The sequence below is a fragment of the Martinezella lusitana genome (assembly GCF_014207095.1).
GTDB classification, from domain to species: Bacteria; Pseudomonadota; Alphaproteobacteria; order Rhizobiales; family Rhizobiaceae; genus Rhizobium; species Rhizobium lusitanum_B.
Genome location: NZ_JACHBG010000006.1, coordinates 12,515 through 33,668, shown reverse-complemented (window position 1 = coordinate 33,668; position 21,154 = coordinate 12,515). Strand labels below are relative to the sequence as shown.

The 21,154-nt window shown below is 59.7% G+C and carries 17 protein-coding genes; 5 read left to right on the top strand and 12 right to left on the bottom strand.

The window, feature by feature from the left end; all coding sequences use genetic code 11:
- Window positions 1-30 precede the first annotated feature (30 nt).
- Together GGD46_RS14820 and GGD46_RS14815 are read left to right on the top strand one after the other, a co-directional pair.
- Window positions 31-840: a WecB/TagA/CpsF family glycosyltransferase gene (locus GGD46_RS14820; protein WP_184705089.1), complete on the top strand. Its 810-nt coding sequence runs from the start codon at window positions 31-33 to the stop codon at window positions 838-840.
- A complete protein-coding gene (locus GGD46_RS14815) occupies window positions 837-2,069 on the top strand; it encodes an FAD-dependent oxidoreductase (protein ID WP_184705087.1) in 1,233 nt (410 codons plus the stop codon). Before GGD46_RS14820 ends, GGD46_RS14815 begins: the two co-directional genes overlap by 4 nt.
- A 54-nt stretch (window positions 2,070-2,123) precedes the next feature.
- On the opposite strand, the gene GGD46_RS14810 is transcribed toward GGD46_RS14815, so the two are convergent.
- From GGD46_RS14810 to GGD46_RS14795, 4 genes are all read right to left on the bottom strand, one after another.
- Complete coding sequence (locus GGD46_RS14810; RefSeq protein WP_313206299.1) at window positions 2,124-3,008, bottom strand: hypothetical protein; 885 nt, start codon at window positions 3,006-3,008, stop codon at window positions 2,124-2,126.
- A gap of 96 nt (window positions 3,009-3,104) precedes the next feature.
- On the bottom strand, window positions 3,105-4,658 hold the full coding sequence (locus tag GGD46_RS14805; protein WP_184705085.1) for a hypothetical protein: 1,554 nt from the start codon (window positions 4,656-4,658) through the stop codon (window positions 3,105-3,107).
- A gap of 1 nt (window position 4,659) precedes the next feature.
- Window positions 4,660-5,793 (bottom strand): glycoside hydrolase family 5 protein, encoded by a 1,134-nt coding sequence (locus GGD46_RS14800; protein ID WP_184705083.1) that lies wholly within the window; start codon window positions 5,791-5,793, stop codon window positions 4,660-4,662.
- Window positions 5,794-5,795: 2 nt separating this feature from the next.
- A complete protein-coding gene (locus GGD46_RS14795; RefSeq protein WP_184705082.1) occupies window positions 5,796-7,961 on the bottom strand; it encodes a GumC family protein in 2,166 nt (721 codons plus the stop codon).
- Window positions 7,962-8,199: 238 nt separating this feature from the next.
- Here GGD46_RS14795 and GGD46_RS14790 point away from each other — a divergent pair, with 238 nt between their 5' ends.
- Window positions 8,200-9,612: a lipopolysaccharide biosynthesis protein gene (locus tag GGD46_RS14790; RefSeq protein ID WP_246806317.1), complete on the top strand. Its 1,413-nt coding sequence runs from the start codon at window positions 8,200-8,202 to the stop codon at window positions 9,610-9,612.
- Window positions 9,609-10,751: a glycosyltransferase family 4 protein gene (locus GGD46_RS14785; RefSeq protein WP_184705080.1), complete on the top strand. Its 1,143-nt coding sequence runs from the start codon at window positions 9,609-9,611 to the stop codon at window positions 10,749-10,751. Before GGD46_RS14790 ends, GGD46_RS14785 begins: the two co-directional genes overlap by 4 nt.
- Here the strand turns inward: GGD46_RS14785 and GGD46_RS14780 are convergent.
- The 8 genes from GGD46_RS14780 to GGD46_RS14745 all read right to left on the bottom strand — a co-directional run bounded on the left by GGD46_RS14780 (window position 10,704) and on the right by GGD46_RS14745 (window position 19,909).
- The gene (locus GGD46_RS14780; protein ID WP_184705078.1) at window positions 10,704-12,173 is read right to left on the bottom strand and encodes a hypothetical protein; all 1,470 of its coding nucleotides are present in this window, start codon (window positions 12,171-12,173) and stop codon (window positions 10,704-10,706) included. The two genes, GGD46_RS14785 and GGD46_RS14780, sit on opposite strands and share 48 nt — an antisense overlap.
- A gap of 111 nt (window positions 12,174-12,284) precedes the next feature.
- Complete coding sequence (locus tag GGD46_RS14775) at window positions 12,285-13,487, bottom strand: ABC transporter permease (protein ID WP_184705076.1); 1,203 nt, start codon at window positions 13,485-13,487, stop codon at window positions 12,285-12,287.
- 4 nt (window positions 13,488-13,491) lie between these two features.
- The gene (locus tag GGD46_RS14770) at window positions 13,492-14,634 is read right to left on the bottom strand and encodes an ABC transporter permease (RefSeq protein WP_184705074.1); all 1,143 of its coding nucleotides are present in this window, start codon (window positions 14,632-14,634) and stop codon (window positions 13,492-13,494) included.
- Complete coding sequence (locus GGD46_RS14765) at window positions 14,634-15,341, bottom strand: ABC transporter ATP-binding protein (RefSeq protein ID WP_184705072.1); 708 nt, start codon at window positions 15,339-15,341, stop codon at window positions 14,634-14,636. The genes GGD46_RS14770 and GGD46_RS14765 overlap by 1 nt, the downstream gene beginning before the upstream one ends.
- A complete protein-coding gene (locus GGD46_RS14760) occupies window positions 15,338-16,264 on the bottom strand; it encodes an efflux RND transporter periplasmic adaptor subunit (RefSeq protein ID WP_246806316.1) in 927 nt (308 codons plus the stop codon). Before GGD46_RS14760 ends, GGD46_RS14765 begins: the two co-directional genes overlap by 4 nt.
- 293 nt (window positions 16,265-16,557) lie before the next feature.
- Window positions 16,558-17,589, bottom strand: coding sequence for a helix-turn-helix domain-containing protein (locus GGD46_RS14755; protein WP_184705068.1), 1,032 nt, complete (start codon window positions 17,587-17,589; stop codon window positions 16,558-16,560).
- Between the two features lie 191 nt (window positions 17,590-17,780).
- On the bottom strand, window positions 17,781-19,238 hold the full coding sequence (locus tag GGD46_RS14750) for a HAMP domain-containing sensor histidine kinase (protein WP_184705066.1): 1,458 nt from the start codon (window positions 19,236-19,238) through the stop codon (window positions 17,781-17,783).
- The gene (locus GGD46_RS14745) at window positions 19,235-19,909 is read right to left on the bottom strand and encodes a response regulator transcription factor (RefSeq protein ID WP_184705064.1); all 675 of its coding nucleotides are present in this window, start codon (window positions 19,907-19,909) and stop codon (window positions 19,235-19,237) included. The genes GGD46_RS14750 and GGD46_RS14745 overlap by 4 nt, the downstream gene beginning before the upstream one ends.
- A gap of 322 nt (window positions 19,910-20,231) precedes the next feature.
- Between GGD46_RS14745 and GGD46_RS14740 the strand changes: the two genes are divergently transcribed.
- Window positions 20,232-21,005, top strand: a complete 774-nt coding sequence (locus GGD46_RS14740) for a L,D-transpeptidase (RefSeq protein ID WP_184705062.1) — start codon at window positions 20,232-20,234, stop codon at window positions 21,003-21,005.
- Window positions 21,006-21,154 lie beyond the last annotated feature (149 nt).

The following is a 21,154-nucleotide window of genomic DNA, read 5'->3' as shown; positions in this document are numbered from 1 at the left end:
CCAGAAACCGCTTCTAACATGGAAGGCAAAATGCAAACTGGAGATGCAAATCAATATGGATCGGCCTATCCATTGCGACAGGGGGCCTTCGCCTTCCCAAGCGTGCTGATAGGGGGATTGCCCATCACCGTCGTCGACCGGCGCAGTGCCGCTTCGCTTATGATCGAGGTCGCGCGACATCGCCGTAGCGATAATCGGCCGCACTATTTCACCTCCGCCAACGGCGAGGTTGTCGCGCGTGTTCATGCGGACGAAGAGATTGCCAGGCTCTTCCGCGAGGCCGATCAGATCCTTGCCGATGGGCAACCGCTTGTCATGGCGTCGCGATGGCTCTGCAGCGTGAGCCTGCCTGAGCGCGTGGCAACGACGGACCTGTTCCATGACGTAGCCGCCCTCGCAGAGCAGGAAGGCATTAGTTTCTATCTGCTGGGAGCGACGGAAGCGGAGAACCAAAAGGCTGTGACCGCCACGCGCGAGAGCTATCCGAACCTGCACATCGCCGGCCATTGCCATGGTTATCTCTCCGGGGAGGAACTCGAAAGGAAGCTCGACGAAATCAATGCGCTTGCCCCCGATATATTGTGGCTCGGACTTGGCGTTCCGCGCGAGCAGATCTTCGTACACGACTTTGCCGCGCGGCTTGCAAATGTCGGCGTCATCAAGACATCCGGTGGTCTTTTCGATCATCTGGCGCAGAAAACCAGACGAGCGCCGATATGGGTTCAGAAAGCCGGCTTCGAGTGGTGCTGGCGTGTGCTGATGGAGCCGCGCAGACTTTTCTGGCGGTACTTCACGACCAATCCCTATGCCATTTACGCGATCCTGAGGTTCTCGAAATGACCATCAAGCAATCCTTTGAACGACTTGCCACTGAAACCGATACGGACATAGCCATCGTCGGCGGAGGGCTCTCCGGAACGCTCGCTGCCACCATACTTGGCCACGCCGGCTATCGCGTGACGCTGATCGACCGCCATCGCACCGTCCCCGAGGAATTCCGCGTGGAAAAGATGAGCGGCGGCCAGATCGATACGCTGCAACGGCTTCGCCTCCTCGGGCCTGTCTCCGCCGCAGCTGTTGCGTTTGATGAAGTCATCCACATGCGCAAGGGACGCATGCTGGACCGGACGAACGATCGTCAGTTTGGCTTCCTTTACAACAGGCTCGTTTCCGCCCTCCGTGCCGCCTTGCCTGCAAATGTAAACTTCGTCGTCGGCCAGGTGAGTGGGGTGCAAACGGGCGCAACGCGGCAGCGCATTGCAATTCTTGGACAAGATGAGATGACGGCGAGGCTTTTGGTGCTCGCTACCGGTATGGGCGACATATTGCGCCGGGACCTTGGAATTTCGCACAGATCGGTCGCCGAGAAGCGCTCGTTCGCCTTCGGTTTCAATCTTCGCCCGGTTGGAGCGAAGAGCCTCCGCCATATGGCTCTCACCTATCATGGGACCTCTGATGGCATCGATCACATGAACCTGTTTCCCGTCCCCGGCGGAACTCGCGCCAATCTCTTCGTGTTCCGCGATCCGCGCGATCCGTGGATCAAGTCGCTTCATGAGAACCCGAAGGACACGCTTGCGGCTATCTTCCCGTCTCTGATTGAGACTGCCGGTGACTTCGACATCGTCGGTAAAGTCGACAGCTGGCTCACAGACATCACCATTGCCGAGAATTGCCGGCAAGACGGCGTCGTCCTGATCGGGGATGCCTTTCAGTCCTCCTGTCCGGCAACCGGGATCGGGGTCAGCCGCTTGCTGACGGATGTAGAGCGCCTGTGCACGGCCTACATCCCGCAATGGATGGCCGAAACCGCCTTCGATCGCGCCAAGATCGCCGCCTATTACGACGATCCTCAAAAACAGGAAAGCGATGCCCTCGCGCTGCAATTGGCCTTGCACGGTCGCAATCTCGCAACAAACACCGATTTGCGCTGGCGTACGCGCCGCCAGATCCATTTCATGCGGCGCCGTGCAGTGCATGCGCTTGAGAAGCTGAGCCCTGCGCTTGCAACGAAATTATATCGTCTTGCAGCGAGATATGTGAAATCCCCGGCCCGTTCGCCAGCTTAATAGAAACGCCTGCAATGTCTGACGCGCAGCGAAGCACAGCTAAGAGAACTGCCTTCAGAAGCCGAATATGACCACCTCGGTAAAGGTCAGATCGCCGAGCGGAGGTGGCTTCGGACCTTTGAAGTATTTCGCGCCGCTTCCGGCAAAATACCGGCCGATCAGGCCGGGTACAGGCCCATTGGCATCGACGACGCAGAGCAGCGCGCCCTTGCGCAGCAGGTAGCGACCGAGCACCCCCGCGCACTGGCTGAGTTCTTCCAGCGAGCGGCAATAGATAACCTGGCCACAGGGAACGATGCCGTGGAACACACGGCGTGTCATGAAGACGAAAGGAAATGCCCTCCCCTCGCCAACGCAGATCACGGATAAGCAATCGAGCGCCGCATGCTGGAGCAGAATATCTTGATCGCCCTGCGAAAGCATGGCCATCTCAGGCAGGTCGGCGCGAGCTTCAAGCACGCGGTAACCGCGTCGCGCCGAACCGAGCAATGGGAAAAAGCCGAGCTGCCCCTCCGAATAGCGGCGGAAGCCAAGCGCTTCGTTGACTTTTTCTGTTCCCGGCGCCGGCGATACGTTGATGTAGGTAACGTTCTTCTTTCTCAGCACCGCGATCACCATCTTGCCGGCGAAGGCGCGGTATTCCGGATCGACGGACCAGCTGGAGAGATTACAGCGGATCTCCTCGCCCTCCTGTCCCTGATGCAGGAAATAGAGCGCCAGCAAGACACCGACGATCCGCCCTGACATATCCAGCACAAAGCCGTATTTCGGTAGATCGGGAACGACGGGCCTCTTTTCCATGCGAGCGACGGCCCTTTCCCAGTAGCTGCGTGGCCGCGTCGGGAAATTTCTGCCGAGGCATTCGATGATGCCATCCCAATCGCTGTCTTCGATCGGTCTGCAAGTAAGTCCGGGGGGGTAAGCACCTAAAACAGCCACGATAAACTCCGGAGTAGTGCCGATACTGTGGTCTATTGCCCAATCTATAGGAGATATTACTACATCATCATTAACAAATATTTGTTGGAGCGCGGTTCAGCGAGGCGGTTGCGTTGTCGCCGTGCCGTGTCGCGCATGCGTGCCCCGCGCCAGCGCGAGGGCGCGCCATCGCGTACCAAACGAAACGCCAACCAGAAGAAGGCAGAAGCCGAGCGCGAGAGGTGAAAAGAATGCCTCTTCCTGCAATACGGCATTCGATGTGATCGTGACGATGGCGACGAAGGCGAAAAGAAAGTCCGGATCACCCGTCGCGATGAGCTGGCGGCGCGCAGACATCGCGAGCGCCACCAGAAAGCCGAAGAAAACAATGCTGCCGACCCCCATTTGATAGAGCATGACGCCGATGGCGCTCTCGACCGGGATCGAGGCGACGCCTTCGCCCTGGGCTCTATCCCAATCCAAATTAAGGCTGGTGCTCGACAGATTGCCGCCGATCCCCAGCCCCTGTCCGAAGGGATTGTGCAGGAATTCGCGGACACCGGCGATCAGGCCCAGAACGTGATAGTCGCCATGCGTCGCACCAAAAACGATGGCCACGACGGTCCAGACCACAGCCAATACGACCACCGTCATGAGCGTCAGCTCCGCCCGCGACGGACGAAACATCAGCTGCGCGCCAAACGCAACGAGCAACATGAAAGTGGCGCCCTTGGAGCCGATGACCAGCAACAGCGGCAGCGCGACGATAGGCACTACCCAACGCCCCCTGAAGAGAAGCCAGGCGGACATGATGCTGAGGCCATAAGCATAGCTGATCGGATGGAAATTCGGGCCGCCGTTGCGGAAGATCGGCGGAAACAACTCGCTCAGTAGCTTGATGTTGAAGAAGGTCGTCATCATCGTATCTTCCAGACCGCGGAGCACGAAGCCCGTTTCCCTGAGCCTCTTTTCCCAAATGCCCGACTCGATCTGCGCCTTGAGGCCTCGCTGCACGTAGAGATCTCCATGGAACAGGCTCAGGAAATCCATCCGGAAGATCTGCTCGAGATATCCATAGGCAATAGCGCCGACGCAGAGCCAGAAGATGGCCTTGCGCAAATCGATCGGATAGAGGCTGGCCGCCAGGATTGCGATGTGGAAGCAGGCAAGCGGCGTGAGTGTGTTACGGAAATAGATGACGGCATCTTTCGGGCCTCCGTGGACAGCGCCAAGCGCAAAATAAAAGGAGACTGTCGCACACAGGGCAAAGCTGAATAGCAGCCAGGGACGCAACTCGGTCAATGTACGGACGCGATATTGGAACGATGCGGCGAGGAAGATGCCGAAAGCCGTCATCAGAATAACGAAATTGGCGCCTCGCAACGCGTCGAATGTATTGTGGTCCGGCACGAAAGGCGTGAACCACGCGACCACGAGATTTTGGTAGAGAAAGGAGCAGGCGATCACCACTGGTATGCAGCCGGGCGACGCGACCGACAGCACCAGAGTGAGGAGAAAGGTCGCAGCCACTCCGAACGGTGTCCACACCGCGAAGGCGGAAACCGATGCAACGACGGCAAGCAGCGCAATGAACAGATGAAACAGGGCATCCGAGCGCAACGATCTCACACCACCTGTTTCGAAACCGGTATGGCCGCCCGCAATGCTCACCTCAGCCTCCGCCGTCGCTGCCGAGAAGCGCCGCCGTCATCAGCGGGTCGAAGCCATCGGCGCTCCGCCTGCTTTGAATGAAGCCGAATCCCTGATCCAGCTCCCAATGGACCCAGCCGACCTGATGGACCTCCGCCGCACGCCGCACCGCCCGGACCCATGCAACACGGCTTTCAGCTCCGACACAGAAGTTCAGCACGCCGAACTCGTTCATGATCACCGGGCATTCATGCGCCTCGGACCAACGTTTGAGCCCTGCAAATTCGGCTGATATTGCGGCCTCCGTCCAAGGTGTCGACAGTTGCTCCTCGATGAGGGCTGCCGCCTGCTCATCACCCGCCGTCCGAAGTGCCTTGATGCGCTCTTGGACATCAGGCGTTTCCTTCGTCGCCGGAAACGGTAGGTTGGAAATTCGCGCAAGCGGAGAGGCATCCCAGGTTTCGCATTGGTGGGTGAAGGCCGTCGGTGCGTAGAAATGAATGGCCGCGATCTGGTTATCGTCCGCAAGCGGCGGTGTCTGGCCGATCTCCCAGATGCCTTGCGAAGGCGAAGGCCCCCAGACAAGCGTATGGTGCGGGCATCCGGATCGGACGATCTCCGCAAGGCGGTCGCGCAAGCCGAGCCATGCCTGGCTCTCCAGCGGCGGCTCGTTCAAGAGCTCGGGATAGACCGAAGCTGGCGACAGATCAGCAATGACGGAGCGAAGAGCGGTCCATGCCTGTGACACTCGTTCCGCTCCGGCATCAAAGTCAAGACGCAAAGCGGCATGAAGACTTTCCGAAGGATGCATGTCCACAATGACGGCGAAGCCATGCCGGACGAGATCAGCCACGCCTTCCCGAATATGACGAAGTGCCGCTGCGTCTCCATTCGCTATGAGGTCGCCGTTGACAGGCAACCGGACAGTCTCGAAGCCCATACCGCGAAGCTTTTCAAGCACAACCTCGCTCGGCGCGATACCGTCACTCCTGTCGACCCAGCCCGGCAAATTGAACCCGCGCGATGGTACCGTTCGCCGGTTCGTTGCCTGTGCCGCGGCCAATTTAGGAATGGAGAGAGCCGCAGCAACCGAGCCGCCGGCAAGCGCAAGAGCCTGTCTGCGCGAAATAGGTACTGATGTGCGGCTGGAGGCCATGTTCACCGCCTCGCGGCGATCCTGTCGCCCCGTTCCCCATCGCCAGTCGGCCGGATGGCTTGCACCATCTGGCTTTCTGCGGCGCCCGCCGGTTCCCGTGCAATCACAAGCGTCGCGCTCCGCCCGATCTGATCCGCATCGAGGCGCTGGCGAAGCATGTTGTCGACCTCGGACATATCCTCCGTGGGGCTAAGTGCAAAAAGCATAAGATCCGCCTCGGCAAAAAGGGCCGGTTCCCAATCCTCCCCAACCAGAGAAGGAGCCATCAGAAGGACGAAGTCGTAAGCCCCGGCGCCGGCCAATATGTCGTCGATCGTCAGATGCTGCCGCGATATCGAACTCCTCTCGGCGGCAACGTTATAGACGACGGTATGAAGGCCGCTCGCACCGCTGATAAAGACGCCGTTGCCACTTCGCGCCGGAGCTTCCAGTCCCGGCTGATTGCCGAATTCGACCACAAGTACATTCTGTTCGGCCTGCTGAAGACCAATGCCCACCATGGCGCCGGCGAGCCTTGCCGAAAGAGGGGTATGAAGCGAGGACATCAGCAGGACATAAGGCTTCGGATGTTCCGTCAGGTGATGGATGATGCGCCGCATCAGTTGCAGCACGTCTCGTGAGAAAGCTTCGTTGCCGGCTTGGAAGAAGCGCCGCCGCATCGCGCGGATACTCGAATATGCTCCAACACCGGTTACGCTCGGCAAATGGTATTCCCCGAAGCTGATGGGTGCCGGTTCGGAACGACCCTTCTCCTGTATGCTCTCTTTCTGCGGTTCAACCTGCTGAAGCCTGCTGCGCAGCGGGGGAGTTGGATCTCCCTCGCGTCGGCTTTTCAGCCCTCGCAACAAGGCGAGACCGCATCCGATGATGAGACCGAGCAAGGCGCTGACCGGCAATAGCAGCAGGGGCTTTGGCCAGGTCGGCTGCACCGGCGGCGCGGCGGAGCTTATCACGCGCGCCTCCTGAAGCTGGAGGCCCTGCATCTGCGAGGTTTCCTCGGCGCGCTTCAGGAAGTCGTCAAGAACGGCTCGTGCCGCCTGTGCTCTTGCCTCCAGCCGCCGTAACTGCACCTGCGCGACATCGGAGCCTTCCAACTGCTGACGCAGCGCATCGAGCTTCGCCTGAAGCGTGACGACAGTCTGCGCAGCCAGATCGGATTTTGCCTTCAGTTCCTGCGTGATACGTTGCGCCTCAACGGCCATCAGCCCCTGCATCCTGTCGAGCTCGGACCGAAGCCTTTTGATCATCGGATGGCGCGGCTGGTACATGGCTTCATAATTGGCAAGATCCGAGGCGCGCTGATTGTAGTTTTCGCGCAGCTTCACGGTTGCTTCGGAGGAAAGGATCTCCGACAGCTTGGCAAGGCCGGCGGGCGATGTGCCGGCGGCAAGCGCCTGACTATACTTGTCTTTGGCTTGATCGGCGTCGCTACGCGCGGCGATCAACTGATCGGTAAGCTTGTCGATCTGCGATTGCAGCGTGCCTCCGGCGGAAGCATCAAGAATCTTGTGTGTGACCTTAAATTCGGCAACTTCATGTTCGGAATCGCTGACGTTTTTCTGGAGGCCGCCGATCTTGTCCGCAAGGATCGAGTTCACGTCGCTGTTGGCTGTTTCGCGCTCGCCCGAAAGGCCGGTCTTATAGCGGCTGACGATGGCATTGGCGATCCGGGCCGCCTTGTCGGAGTATCGGGATACGAAGTTGATATCGATGACGTAAGTTAGCCCTGCCCGCTCGACAGTGACGTTGCGCTGAAATCGCTTGAAGATCTCATCCTTTGTGGGAGCTCGCCCCCCCAGCCCGATGAGCGACAGAAGGCCGCCACCCGAAAATTCCGGATCGCTTTCAATCTTCTCGCTTTCGAAGACTTTCATTAGCAGATCGCGGGATTCGATGACGAAGACCTGGCTTGCGATCGCCGCACTGTCGTTGCCTATTCCAGGCAGCACACTGTTCAAGTTGGTGGCATGGGAATCGCGTGGGTCGATCATGATCGAGGCTGTTGCCGTATAGCTCGGCTTGGCGACGGCAAGGTATGCAACGGTCAGCAGCAGCACTAGAAATGTGCTCGCCAACACAGTCATTCTGCGTTGCCAGAGAATAGTCCATACGGCGCCGACATCGAACAGCGGTGGAAGCGTGCGCTCGTCAATGCTAAACGGCTTCATCTAGTCCCTCTCGGCGGCGGCTTTCGGCGCATCGCACATCACTAAATGCAGTATTAGTGAATAATATTAATCATCCGTTGAGTTTACACCACAGCGTGTGATCCGGACCGGTCTTCGCAAGTAACCATGTTCCGAGTTCGCTGTGGCACGACCATAAGAACTTACGATATTAGAGATACATTCTATTCTTGGACTTTCAGGCCTTAAAGCTGAGGCCGATCGGCGCAGGATCACGATATTGGGCGACAAGACGAGCAGCGGCGAGGCTTTACCGGCCGGAGATTCCTCTCCCGCGGACAACCTGCGCTTGTCGATGGGCGCGCTCGCAAAGAGCGGTGCCGTCGCCAGCATCATCAAGCTCGTGAGCGCGGGTTTGTCGTTCCTGATGTTCGTGGCTGTTGCCATGACGACGGACGGGCGGCAATTCGGCCTCTACAGCGCCGCCTATGCCGGAGCAAGCCTTACCTCCTTCTTCTCGCTGATCGGTCAACACAGCGCAGTCTTGCGGTTCTGGCCGCAATATGCGGGAAGCGGCGACCTGCACTCCGCAAATGGCATGATGGCGCGTTCCATCCTTGTCGCCCTGGCAGGGCTCGCCGGCTTCAGCCTCGTCATCGTGGTGATCGCGTTTCTGCCCTTGGCCAGCGCTGATATGCCGGAATGGCAATCGATCTGCATAGCGGCCAGCGTCCTTGCCTTTGCCCTTGGCTGGTCGGAATTCGTTGCCTGTGCCTTGCGCGCCAAAAACGCCCTCATCTTCGCCCTGCTTCCGCGCGATGTCATATGGCGGGCCATCGCCATCCCGGTCTTCGTGCTGGCCCATTTCATGCAAGTCAAAATGAGCGCGGTTACGGCAACATACCTGACGGCCGGTCTGCTGCTTCTTTCGATCGCGCCTCAGACCATCGTCCTGCTTCGCGATACGATCCGCATGAAACGCGGCTCATTGAGTCAGGAGCAGAAGCGGGAATTCAAGACCGTTACGCTCGGCCTTTGGGGCGTCACTGCACTGCCTCCGGCTCTGAGCCAGGCAAGCACGCTGCTTGTGGCGGCAATTCTCGGCCCGGAGGCAGCCGGTGCGGTTTTCGTCGCCGACCGGACCATGCGCCTCGTGGTGCTGGCCTTAAACGGCATCAATCAGGCGCTTGCCCCGCAAATATCAGGCGCGTTCCACAATGGCGACCGGCCGCATGTCCAGCGCATCACGAGCCTTGCCGCCCTCGCCGGCTTCATCATCGCACTCTCCGTGCTGGTCGTCTTCGTCCTCTTCGGAAACCTGATCCTGTCGATTTTCAATCCTGCCTATGCGACGCCGACCATGCAGGCGACACTGATCATCTTCGGTATCGGCGCAACCGTGGGAACGGCCTGCGGTCCAACCGAAATCCTCATGCAGCTGACTGGCCTGCAGCATCAGCTCTTCAAGCTGCTCGTGGTGGTCAACGTGCTTGGGCTATGCGCGACGGCGGTTCTGACCTATCTGCTCGGACCGATCGGCGCCGCCTTGAGCATAGCCGGCACCATCATCGTCTGGTGCGTCACCGCCGTCTTCATCGCCCGGCGCAGCATCGGGATCAACCCATCAATCCTCGGTTTCTTCGCCGGTGAAGACGCGCTTGCCGCCCGCTCCTTTTTGAAAGGCCGCACATGAAGATCGTCCAGGTACAGACCCAGGCGGAGGCAGGGGGTGCACAGCGGATCTCCGACATGGTGGGCGAAGGCTTGCGCGCCCGCGGCCACCAGATCCGCACGGTGTTCATGTATCGGAAGACGGATGTCTATGACCGCGACCCTCATGCGGACTTCATCCTCACCGAACCACCGCGCGGCTTGCCTGGCCAATTGAGAGCGGCCGTCGGCCTCGCCCGCTATTTGCGGGCTGAGCGCCCGGACGCAGTTATCAGCTTCCAGCACTACGGCAATGTCTTCGGCACGATCGGCGCGCGTCTCGCCGGAACAAGCATGATCATTGCGAACCAGAGCGGAGCACCGCAAACCAGAGGGGTGCGCGGCATCCTCACTACGATCGACAAACTGATGGGCACCCTAGGCCTCTATCATGCGAATGTCGTCAACTCGCGCTGGACCGAGACACAGTTTAAGACGTTCCCCGAAGCATATCGGCGGCGGACTTCGCGGATTGACCACGGTGTTCCCGCACCATCGCACCGGATGGAGAAGACGGCTGCCCGTGTTGCCCTCGGCCTCCCCCAAGATGTCTGGCTCGCCGTTTCATCCGGGCGAATGGCGCCTTCGAAGAACCAGACCGCCCTTGTGGGGACGCTGGCGCGACTGCCCGGCATTCATCTCGCAATCGCGGGAACGGGACCGGAATGGGATGCCATCGTCGCCCTGGCGGAGAGCCATGGCGTAAAGGACAGGCTGCACCTCGTCGGCGAGGTTCCGCCCAACCGCATTTTCGAGTTTCTCGCGACCGGCGACGCGTATGCCTTTGCTTCTACCACCGAAACCTTCGGTCTTGCCGCTGTGGAGGCAGCTATCTCCGGATTGCCTGTTGTCACAAGCAATCTGCCGGTCATGCAGGAAGTGCTGACGACGGAGGATGGCGAGCCGGCGGCACTGTTCGTCGAAGCCAGCACCGATGGCATGGTGAAAGGGCTTGCCGAGATCATCGCAAAGCCTGAGCTTGCGGTCAGCCTTGCCGCCGCCGGGCAGCGACTGAAGGAGCAATACTCGCCGGCGAGAATGTGCGCAGGCTATGAAGCGCTGCTCTCGCCTCAGTCATTTTCGCACGGCCGCAATCCCATCGATCACTTCCAGTCGGCTTGAACGATTGAAGGTGTGGATTTTCGGATAGGGCCAGTCGCCAAGCGCATCGATTGGCCGAGGTGCAGTCAATCGAATGGTCTGCTCGTCCAATTCAAGCAATTCGGAAAGACCGAGCCCGCCGCCATAGCCAAGCGTGCCATCCTGCACCGGCAGGAAGATGCGGTTGCTTTCATCCCGGATGAACGCACCACCCGGCCGCGCCATGCGACGATCGATGAGGACGGGGTTCAGAGGATGCGGCTTCCACGGGCCAGCAAGCCTTTCAGCATGGAAGACCACCAGCGTATCGGAGGTGCTGCCATAACCGTCGCGGCTGGTGGCAAAGAGCCAAAGCCGCCCGCCGTGCTCCAGCAATGTCGCGTCGGAAATCTCACCATGGATGAGCACGGCTTCCGGCAACCAACGGTCGGGAAAATCACCGGAGCGGTAGAGTGTCAGCTTCCCGCTCGCACTGGCCTCGGGGAGCATCCAGATCGCGCCATCGCGCTCGAAAACCTGCGGATAGGAGAGGTGATACGGCTCCTCCAATACGCAGCGCGGCGCCTGAGGTTTCCCGTCGGAATCAAAGGCCACGACCGAAATAACGGCCTTTCGCGTTGCATGCGGATAGTCCTCAACGAACAGAAAATATCGGTCGTGCCATCGGAAGGCAAAGGGATCCGCGTAGAAGTGATCGCCTGCATCCGGCAGGACAGACCAGCCGTTTCCAAGTGCGCATGTCGCCGCCACCCCAGGCCCATCGACGAAGCGATAGCCGACACGCCAATGCGCGTGTCGGAAACGCAGCCGACGCATGGTCTCTGCGCCGAGGCGAGGCAGGGCGCGGGCCAGATAGGCAGGGGCAAAACCCCTATCAGTCTCGGTTACATTCGAAGCCGAATCCGGTCGAGGACCACCCATGGGTAGCCGACGCTCGACAAGAGCCCGAACAACCGAAACAGCAAGGGTGATGGCACGGGCAAGAACGTCCTCCACGCCAAGCGCCGTAGACTCGCGCCTGTCGACCATTGGCAGGGCCCTTCCCATGACGGACCTGCCATCAAGCACGGCCTCGATGGCAGGCAAGGCACCGGAAGCGACCGCCGTTGGCACGGCGATATCAAACGGAGAACCATCGAACCGAAGCGTGATGGTGGGGATTTCCGAAGATGGGGCGTTGCCGGCAAGATCCAGCCTCAAGTCAGCCGCATCATTGCGAAAGCTGACGGGAATCTCGGGCACCCGAGAGCCGAGACCGGGATCACGCCTACGGAAGATGCGACGCTCTAGCCTCAAGGCGGCATTGACCGTCGCGGGCCAGCCGGCCGCTTCGGCGCCATGCGAAACTGAGATATCGTATCCGGCAGCTTGAAGCCGCCGGACAATGATCTTCTGCCACAAGCGAGGAGCAGCTTTTGGAACGATGATATCGATCGATGGCATGGCGCTTCCCATCCGCGGCTGCCTCCTGCGGTCCCCACAGGCGAGATGGGGATAGCTTGGCCAAGAAAACTTACTTTCGAGTTACTCCAGGGTTGCATCGGGATGACCGGTTTACCCGCGAGTGCGCAGTGCAGCCGTGATGGGAAGACGTGCGGCGGATAGAGCAGGCAGTGCGCCACCGACGACACCGATGGCCAGGCCCAACAGACTGGCAATGACAATCACCCGATCGTCCACAGTCAGCTGAAATGCAAGGCTGGCATTGTTTGCGCCGATCGTGCTCGCTTGCCAGCCGTTGAAGAGGAGCCACGAAACGGTAACGCCGATCGCAGCCCCGATTGCCGAAAGCAGGACTGCTTCAGCCCAGGTCGCGACGAAGGCGGAAAGCCTGGTGAACCCGAGAGCTCGCACCGTGGCAATCTCGACGGTTCTGTCCGAGACCGAGCTCATCATCGTGTTGAGCGCTCCTGCTGCCGCGCCAAGCGCCATCAGCAAGGCGATCGGCCAACCGAACATGCGAATGAGCCCGGCCGTGGCGGAGGACTGAGCGGAGTAGAGATCGGCTTCGGATACTGCCACCAGGGGTGTCGCCGTGATGCCGCCGAGTGCTTTCTGGAGCTGCCTGATCGAGCCAGGTTCGACAAGCTTCAGCCTTATGCTCTGAATTTCGCCCAACCGATCGAATGCAGAACGAGCCGCATCGAGATCGGCCCACACTTCGGATTCGAATGCACTCCCGTGTGCGGAAAAGCGGCCGACCACCGTCCATGCGACCGGACCTAGTCTTATCTGCTGTCCGAGCGCGAGGGAGCTGAACTCCGTTGCGATGCGATCCCCGACGATGATTTCACGCGATCCGACGCGGGGGAATCGACCGGCTGAAAGGGTAACGCCGCCTCGCAACGATGGCCCCGTCGGATCCATGGCACGCAAAGCCAGCATCTTGGAAAACTCGGCGCCCTCTTGCCGAACTTCGACAGGAACGACGATTTCGCGGGAATAATCCAGATTGCCCGCCTCATCGCGCACAGCCCCGACGTCACCTCGCATCGCCTCCAACGTCCGGATGGCTTCTGCGGGAATATCGGAGCCCATTTCCTGATTGGTCCCACCGCCAAGAATAACGGCGATGTTGGGCGAGCCGGCGTTTCTCAAGGCCGCCTCGAAGCCGGCGGCCATGGAAAGAAAGCCGACGAGAACGCCGACGACAAGCGCAATGGACAAAGCCATAGAAATCGAAATGGCCAGACGACGTGGCAGACTGAAAATGCTGGCCCGCGTCATTACGAGTATTTGCTTGATACTGGACTGCATGGGACTACCTCGCTCTGAGTGCTTTGGTGACAGGCGCGCGCATGGCATTGATCGCCGGCAGCAATCCCGCTGCGACTCCAAGGAGCACAATGAGGCAGACCGCCTTTGCAAGCACTGCAGCCGTAAAGACCAAGCCGAGAACCGGCCCGGCCGCAATAGAGGCAAGCTTCGCCAGGAAAAGCCCGACAATGCCCCCGATGATGAAGATCAGCATCGTCTCGCTGAGAACGAGCCCCAGAATCCGCCGACGCGAGAAGCCAAGCGTCTTCAGCACACCGATTTCAAACCTGCGCTCGCGGACAGCGAAAACCATGGTGTTGATGACGATCATCAACAAGGTCGTGAAAGCCGCACCGACGACGAGGTTTATGATCAGACCGATGTCAGCATACTGGCGCAGGAAGGCCTCAAGAAATTGCTTCTCCGACTGCGTGCGCGTCGGCACTGCGGAGTTGGCGAAAAGGGCATCGATCCGGACGGCCAACTCACTTGAGGAGATGTCTGCCCGCGGCCGTACGATGAAAGCGTCCACGGTGTCGGCGTTCCGCTCACGAAGGGCGTTGATGTAGTCGTAGCGGGCGATGATGAAATAGGTATCGGCGCTTTCCGTCTCGCCGTCGAAAACGCCGACAATTTCGAAACGCCAGTCGCGAGTGCCATCTTTCGCTGCGGTTTGGAACGAGGTCAGGGTGAGGCGCTGGCCAACAGTCCAGCCTTGTGCCGTCATCAACGCCCGACCGACAAGCACCCGGTCGCGGCTGGCGGAGAGCGCCTTGACCAGATCTGGCGTCAGAGCAAGCTCCTTGCCGTTGACTTCGGCAAGCAGCTGCGGCTCGACGGCGCTGACGGCCATGACATTCTTTTCCGCGCCGACAAAACCGCGCAAGCGCGCCACATAGGCGACGGACGACACGCCGGGCACTGAGGCGATGCGCGACATGTAAGCCATCGGCAGCGACTGGTTGCGTCCCGCGGCATTCATGACGCCGAGAATATTTTCACTGGCGCCGGCCGATCCCTGCGAGCCGTTCGTGAAACTCGCCGTCAAGCCGTAAATCAGGAAAGCCACGGAAATACAGAAGATCAGCAGCACCGTACGCAGCGGCTTGCGCCACGCATTCTTTCTGGCAAGACCCAAGAAGCGCATCAGGCGACCCTCCTCTCTTCAACGAAATGCCCCTTGTCGAGATGCAACTCGTGGCGGGCATGAAGGGCGGCTTGCGGATCGTGCGTAACCATGACGATGGTCTTGCCCATCTCACGATTGAGGAAGCCGAGCATGTCGAGCACCTCATCGGCGGACTTCCTGTCGAGGTCTCCGGTCGGTTCGTCGCAAAGCAGCAGATCCGGATCGGCGATGATGGCCCGCGCAATGCCGACACGCTGTTGCTGACCGCCGGACATCGAGGCCGGATATTGCTTGCCTCGCCCCCCGAGCCCGACAAGATCCAGAACCTTCTCGACCCGGGCACGCCGTTCCCTTGCGGAAATCGGCTTGAGCAGAAGCGGCAATTCGACATTCTCGGCCGCGTTGAGCATGGGCAACAAATTATAGAACTGGAAAACAATGCCCATGTTATGCGCGCGCCAGGAGGAGCGCGCCGCCTCTCCCATCTGATCGAGCCGGGCGCTGCCGATGCGCAATTCGCCGCTGTCGGGGCGGTCGATACCCGCCAGCATGTTGAGAAGCGTCGATTTACCGGATCCGGATGGCCCCATGATCGCGACGAAGTCACCCTTCGGAATGGTCAGATCGAGACCGCTGAAGATGGGGAGCTCTTCACCGCCGATGCGGTACGCTTTCTGCACGGCGCTCAGAGCGATATATGGTTCTTGCCTGGCACTTTCGGTCATTGGCTGGTGTCTCCGGATGATTGCTGGGAGTTGGATGCAGCGATGCGGATGCGCGCTGCCATGTTCGGACGAATTCCCGCCGGCGGCGCGACCAGTGAGAAGCGAAGTGTGATCGTGCCCTTTTCGGCCGAGGCGACAGGCGCGATCCTGCTGATGTCGATAGCGAAGGGGCTTTCCGGGAATCCGTCGAGCACGGCCTCCCCGCGCATGCCGGGATGAACGGCGGCAATATTCGTCTCTGCCACATCGGCATCGATCACCATGCTGCCTGTGTCGATGAGGGTGAGGAGGCTCTGATTTTCCCGAACGCTGTCGACGCGTGCCAGCACGGTATCACCAACATGCGCGCCAAGTTTTGCAACGGTGCCGGCAAACGGCGCTCGCACCGTCAGTTCATCCAGCTGTTCCCGGGCTATCCGGATTGCAATGTCGGCCCGATTGATGTCCTGGCGTGCCTGTTCCACCGCGTTCGACGCGCTTTTCCAGGTCGTTCGGGCCGCCTCGAGATCCTTCTTGGACGCTGCCTCACGCGATGCAAGCAACTCAATACGCCGCAGCGAGGTGTCCGCCTGCGTGAGTTCGATGGCCCTGGCTGAGAGAGCGAGATCGGCGGAAACCTTTGCTGCGTCTGCCTGCTCGAGCGCAAAGCGGGCGTTCGCATCATCGAGCGTAACTAGGACCTGACCGGCTTCGACACGATCCCCCGCTTCGACCGGAATGCCGATTACCCTGCCTTCATATTTCGAAAAGACCGCGGTCGAGCGTGGCGCCACGACGTAGCCGGACCCGGTGATTTCACGGGTATTTGCTGCGGCAACCGGCTGTCCGGACTGTGCGCCGGCGCGGCCCGCCGCGATTGTCGGCGTGCTTTTAGCCTGCTCCTCCTGGAGGAGAGTGTCCGGCCCTTGCGATTGGACCACCATACCCCCAACGCTGCTTATCAAGTTCGGCCATAGGGAAAGACCAGCGAGAGGAACTGCGATCAAAGAAAATGCAGTCGAAACGAGAGCGAACCGCCGCACAACTTTTCGCGGCGGTTCGAATGAAGCGGTGCCGGCAGCTGACGCGACGGAAAGCGACTTGAGCGTTTCGGCAAGTTTGCGGTCGTGTTCGGTGATCGTGTTCATGTCGGCAACATGGCCGATCAGGCTGCCAACTCGACCTCAAACGCGTTTTTGGGCGTACTCGATCGCGATACAGCACCTTCCACGCTGTATCAGGCGCTGTTCTGCTTCCGCTCACGCCATTGCACCGGGGTCATATCGGTGACGCGACGGAACTCGCGGTTGAAGTTGGATTTCGTCTGGAAGCCCACGTCGAACATAATATCCGTCACCGGCTTCTTCGTCCCCTCGAGCAGGCTGCATGCCTCGGCCACCCGAAACTCGTTGACATATTGCGAGACGTTCTTGGCAGTCGCGCGGTTGATTGCCGCCGAAATCTGCCGGGCCGGGATACCGGCCTTGCGGGCGAGACGATCCAGATTGAGGTCTGGATCCCGGTAGACGCGTTTTGCCTCCAGTAGGGACTCTATCGCCGCTAAGGTGTCCTTGTCGCCGGTCGTATCGAATTGCGGCGCCGGCTCGGCAATGTCCGGAAAGCTGCGCCCGCGGCTGGCGACGGCACCTGCAATGGATAGGATGACCAATGCAGCCAGATTGCCAAAGGTGATCAGGGCAATGGCGTGCCTTCCCTGCGTCCAGGCGAAATCGAGAGCGACGAAAATGTCGAGCAGGGCCGACAGGAGCAAGGTGAAGGCCGCGAAAACGAGAGCGCGAAAAACCGGTGACGTGCTTTCGAAGGATGTCATCCTCAGCGCATCCGTTCCCGCGCGCATCGGCAGGAGGATCGCGATGGCATAGCCGATGAAGATCAGGGGAAGCACAACATCGATGGCATAACGCGACGTCGCCATCAGAAGAACGACTGCGACTGCCGGAAGCACATGCAATCCCATTCGCCACAGAGATATCTCGGCGCTTTTGCGCGTCAGTCTGCGCACCCCCAGATACGCCAGCGGCGGGATGAGCGCCGCGGTGACCGGCATCACATAGATGACGGTGTCAATGCCATATCCCCAACGCAGACCACCCAGGAAACTCTGAAAGGCACTGATCAATATAAGTGCCAGAAACGGCAGATTGCGCGGGACCTCCCTCAAGGAAGTCTGGTCGCTTCCCTTCGCCACGACGGCAAAAAGGGTGAGGAGCAGAATGGCGACGACAAAGGGAAGCGGGATGAAAAGCATGAGGATCTACATCAAGCGGGCAAAACGGGACAATCGACCTGAGCCATGGCTGTCATCAACGCCCTCCGCGACCTGAATCATGTTCGAGGTCGACAATATCCCCTGCCGAAACCATTCCAATGAAAATCGGGATCACGCAACCGCATTTCCCAAGACTGATTGCGGCGCCCGGTCCTTCGCCGTTCGGAGGCTCAGCGCTTGATCTTGCCGCTTCGCCGGTCTGTTTCCGCAATTAGCGACGGAGCGATCGAGCCGATCTCCAGCCGCACGCAAAAACCTGCAGTGGTATCAAAGAACAAAACTCTTCCACCGTGAATTTCGGCTGCTCTTTTGACCAGATTTAACCCCAGACCAGCTCCCGACGAGCTGGCGTTGATGCGGCGGAATGGCTCGAAAACGCGATCGCGCTCATGTGGCGGAATGCCGGGACCTTCGTCGCAGACATCGATGGTGCCCGCCGCGCCGACCCGGACGACGATTGCACCCTTGCCGCCGGAATGATCGATGGCGTTTCGAATGAGGTTCACGACAGCCATCTCGATCGTCGATGTCTGAACGACAAAGGCGGCCTCCTTCGAGCTGGGCTCGAAATCGAACTCGTAGCCGGCATCCATAGCGATTGGGGCGAGGTCGGCGGCGATGTTCTCGACCAGCATGTTCAGGTCCACGCGTTCCGCACGCAGCTCGACCACGCCGATGGCCTGCATCTCCAGAAGCTGATGGGCCACGCGCGAGAGACGATCGATGTCGCCGCGAAGCTGCTGGCTGACTTCCGCCTCCGGAAGCAGATCGGCTCGCGTTCGCGCGATCGCGATGGGCGTCCTCAGCTCGTGGGCTGCATCGGCCAGGAAGCGATTGTGGCGGTTATAGCCTTCATCCAGCTTGGCAAGAGCATGATTGAATGCATCCACCAGGGGGATGATCTCATTTGGCACCTTCGAGCGATCGAGCCTGGCCGCGCGGGTCTCAAAGTCGATCGTCTGCGCTTGCCTTGCCGTTTCAACAAGGCCGCTCAGCGAGCGACCAACCGCTCGCGGCGTTACGAGCAAGGTCGCCACGCCGGTGAGCGCCAGCATGGGAACGACGGCAATGAGAATGACAAACCCCATCGCCGGTAAGACGCTCAGCCAAGGGGTCTGCCCGTTAGCATCCTTCGCGACCTCGACACGAATATTGATCCATACGTTAAGGCCTTCGTTGGGAAAGCCGCGTTCGGTCGCTGCCACAAACTGAAGTTTGCCAATCGACGTATCCCGGTTTTCCAGCGCGGCATGGGTCCCGTTGCCGACCTCCAGCCTTGCATGATCGACGCCTCGAGGAAAAACTTCCTTCAGCTGGAACGCGGGTGCCTCTCCATACTGATATATAGCTCCGTCAGCATCGCGGATGATGAACCATAGATCGGGAGACCGACGCTTCAACTCCTTGAGCGCAGCCGAGTCAATCATCTGTAGCCGACCATCGGCATCTCTTGTCACATGCTCTGCAACGATGCGAACGGCTTGTTCGTTGGTGTCTTCCAGCTCCGGGTTGATGATCCAGACCCAGCCGACGAGAAGGACGACGAAGAGGACGAGAAGAAACGCCTGCAACGGAATCAGGCGCTTTATGAGGCCCCATCGCAAGGAGCGACTGCGCTCTATTTTCATGCCTTAGCCCGGACAAGGTAGCCGATATTTCGTACGGCCCTTATCTCGACCTCGGCTCCAGCCTGAACAAGCTTCTTTCGAATTCGCGAGATATGCGCATCCAGAGCGTTCGATCCGATTTCGTCTTCCAACGCATAGACCGCTTCGATCAAGTTCGATCTTGTCACGATCCGGTTTGGGCGACGCATCAATGCCTCCAGTACCAGATATTCCCGTCTCGGAAATTCGATTACCGAACCTGCTATAGAGACTTCATTGCTGCGGGGATCGACGCTCAGATTGTGGAAATCGAGATACTTGTCGGAAATGGTGGGACCACGCCGCTGGAGCGCCCGCAGCCGGGCGAGCAATTCCTCGATCGCGAAAGGCTTGGCGAGGTAATCATCGGCACCGCTGTCGAGGCCATCGACGCGATGATCGACACTACCGAGCGCAGTCAAAACGAGAATCGGCACCGGATGCTTGCGCTGACGAAGTGCCGCGACGAGATCCAGGCCTTCGCCGTCAGGTAGGCGGCGGTCCAGCACCAGAACGTCATAGGTGCCGACACGAGCCATCGCGTCGGCATCCGCGATTGTGCGGACATGATCGGCCAGCACGTCGCGACGCCGTAGCGCCTCAAGCAAAGCCTGAGCCATTTCAGGCTCGTCCTCAAGTAGCAAGATCCGCAATCGCTTCCCCTAAAAGAGACAGCGTCCTGCCATCCCTTTCCCCACTGACATGCCAAAGATTGCAGATACATTACATGTCGACATCCGAAATGGTGCGCAAGCAGAGATCCGACCGATTATCATGGGATAAGGCTCAGCTTTCAACAAAGGGGGCGAGGATCCCGCGCATCGCACAAGTGTTAACAATGTCACACGCTGCGTAAAAGTTGTCCGCGACTTGCTATTCCATCTCCTGCCGGTCTAATCCAGCCACAAATCGAACCTACCGGTCGAGCGAAATTCACCCCTCCGCCTTATTTGTTAACAAGTCATCACGATTCTCATGAGCCGCATTTCATCTACCCTTTCCCGCCGAACTTTCATTTTTGGTTCGCTGGCCGCATCAGCAACGCTGGCCGGCTGCTCCACCGTGCCGCAGACAGGTCCCGGCGATCAGGCGCCGCTTAAAACGCCGTTGCCAACGATCAAGCCGGTGGTCGAGCCGGAAGTCGTTGCTCCTGCGCCCGCCCCCGCGACCTCACCGGAAGTTGCCACCCGATACGCTCAACTCCAGGATGGCGGATTCACCATTCCCGCCATCCCCTATGAGAAGATCGATCCGAAATATTATCGCCAGCAGGTCGTCGACCCCACCGGCGAGCCGGCCGGCACTGTCGTCGTCGACACGGCGTCGCGCTTCCTCTACCTCGTACAGCCCGGCGGCAAGGCATTGCGTTACGGCGTGGGGATCGGACGCGAAGGCTTCGCCTGGAAGGGTGAAGGCACCATTCACTGGCGTCAGCATTGGCCGCGCTGGAAGCCGCCGACCGACATGATTGCCCGTCAGCCCGGCCTTGCAAAATTCTCCGTCGCCAATGGCGGCATGGCGCCTGGATTGAAGAATCCGCTCGGCGCCCGCGCGCTCTATATTTTCCAGGATGGCAAGGACACGCTCTACCGCCTGCACGGCACACCCGACTGGAGATCGATCGGCAAGGCAACCTCTTCCGGCTGCGTCAGATTGATCAATCAGGACGCAATCGACCTCTATGAGCGCATCCCGTATCACGCCCGAATTGTGGTCTATCAGACCCCTCTGCGCGGAACCGGGGCCTAAGCAATTCCAGAAAGGAGCGGCGGTTCTACGCCCGGAATGTGCAACAACAATGGGGTAGGGCGTTCGCAGTTCGATGAAGTGCGCAAGCCTCCATGGATGGCCGAACCATCCACTCGGCCGCCCTTCTCCCTCTTGCCTCGCTCCGTACG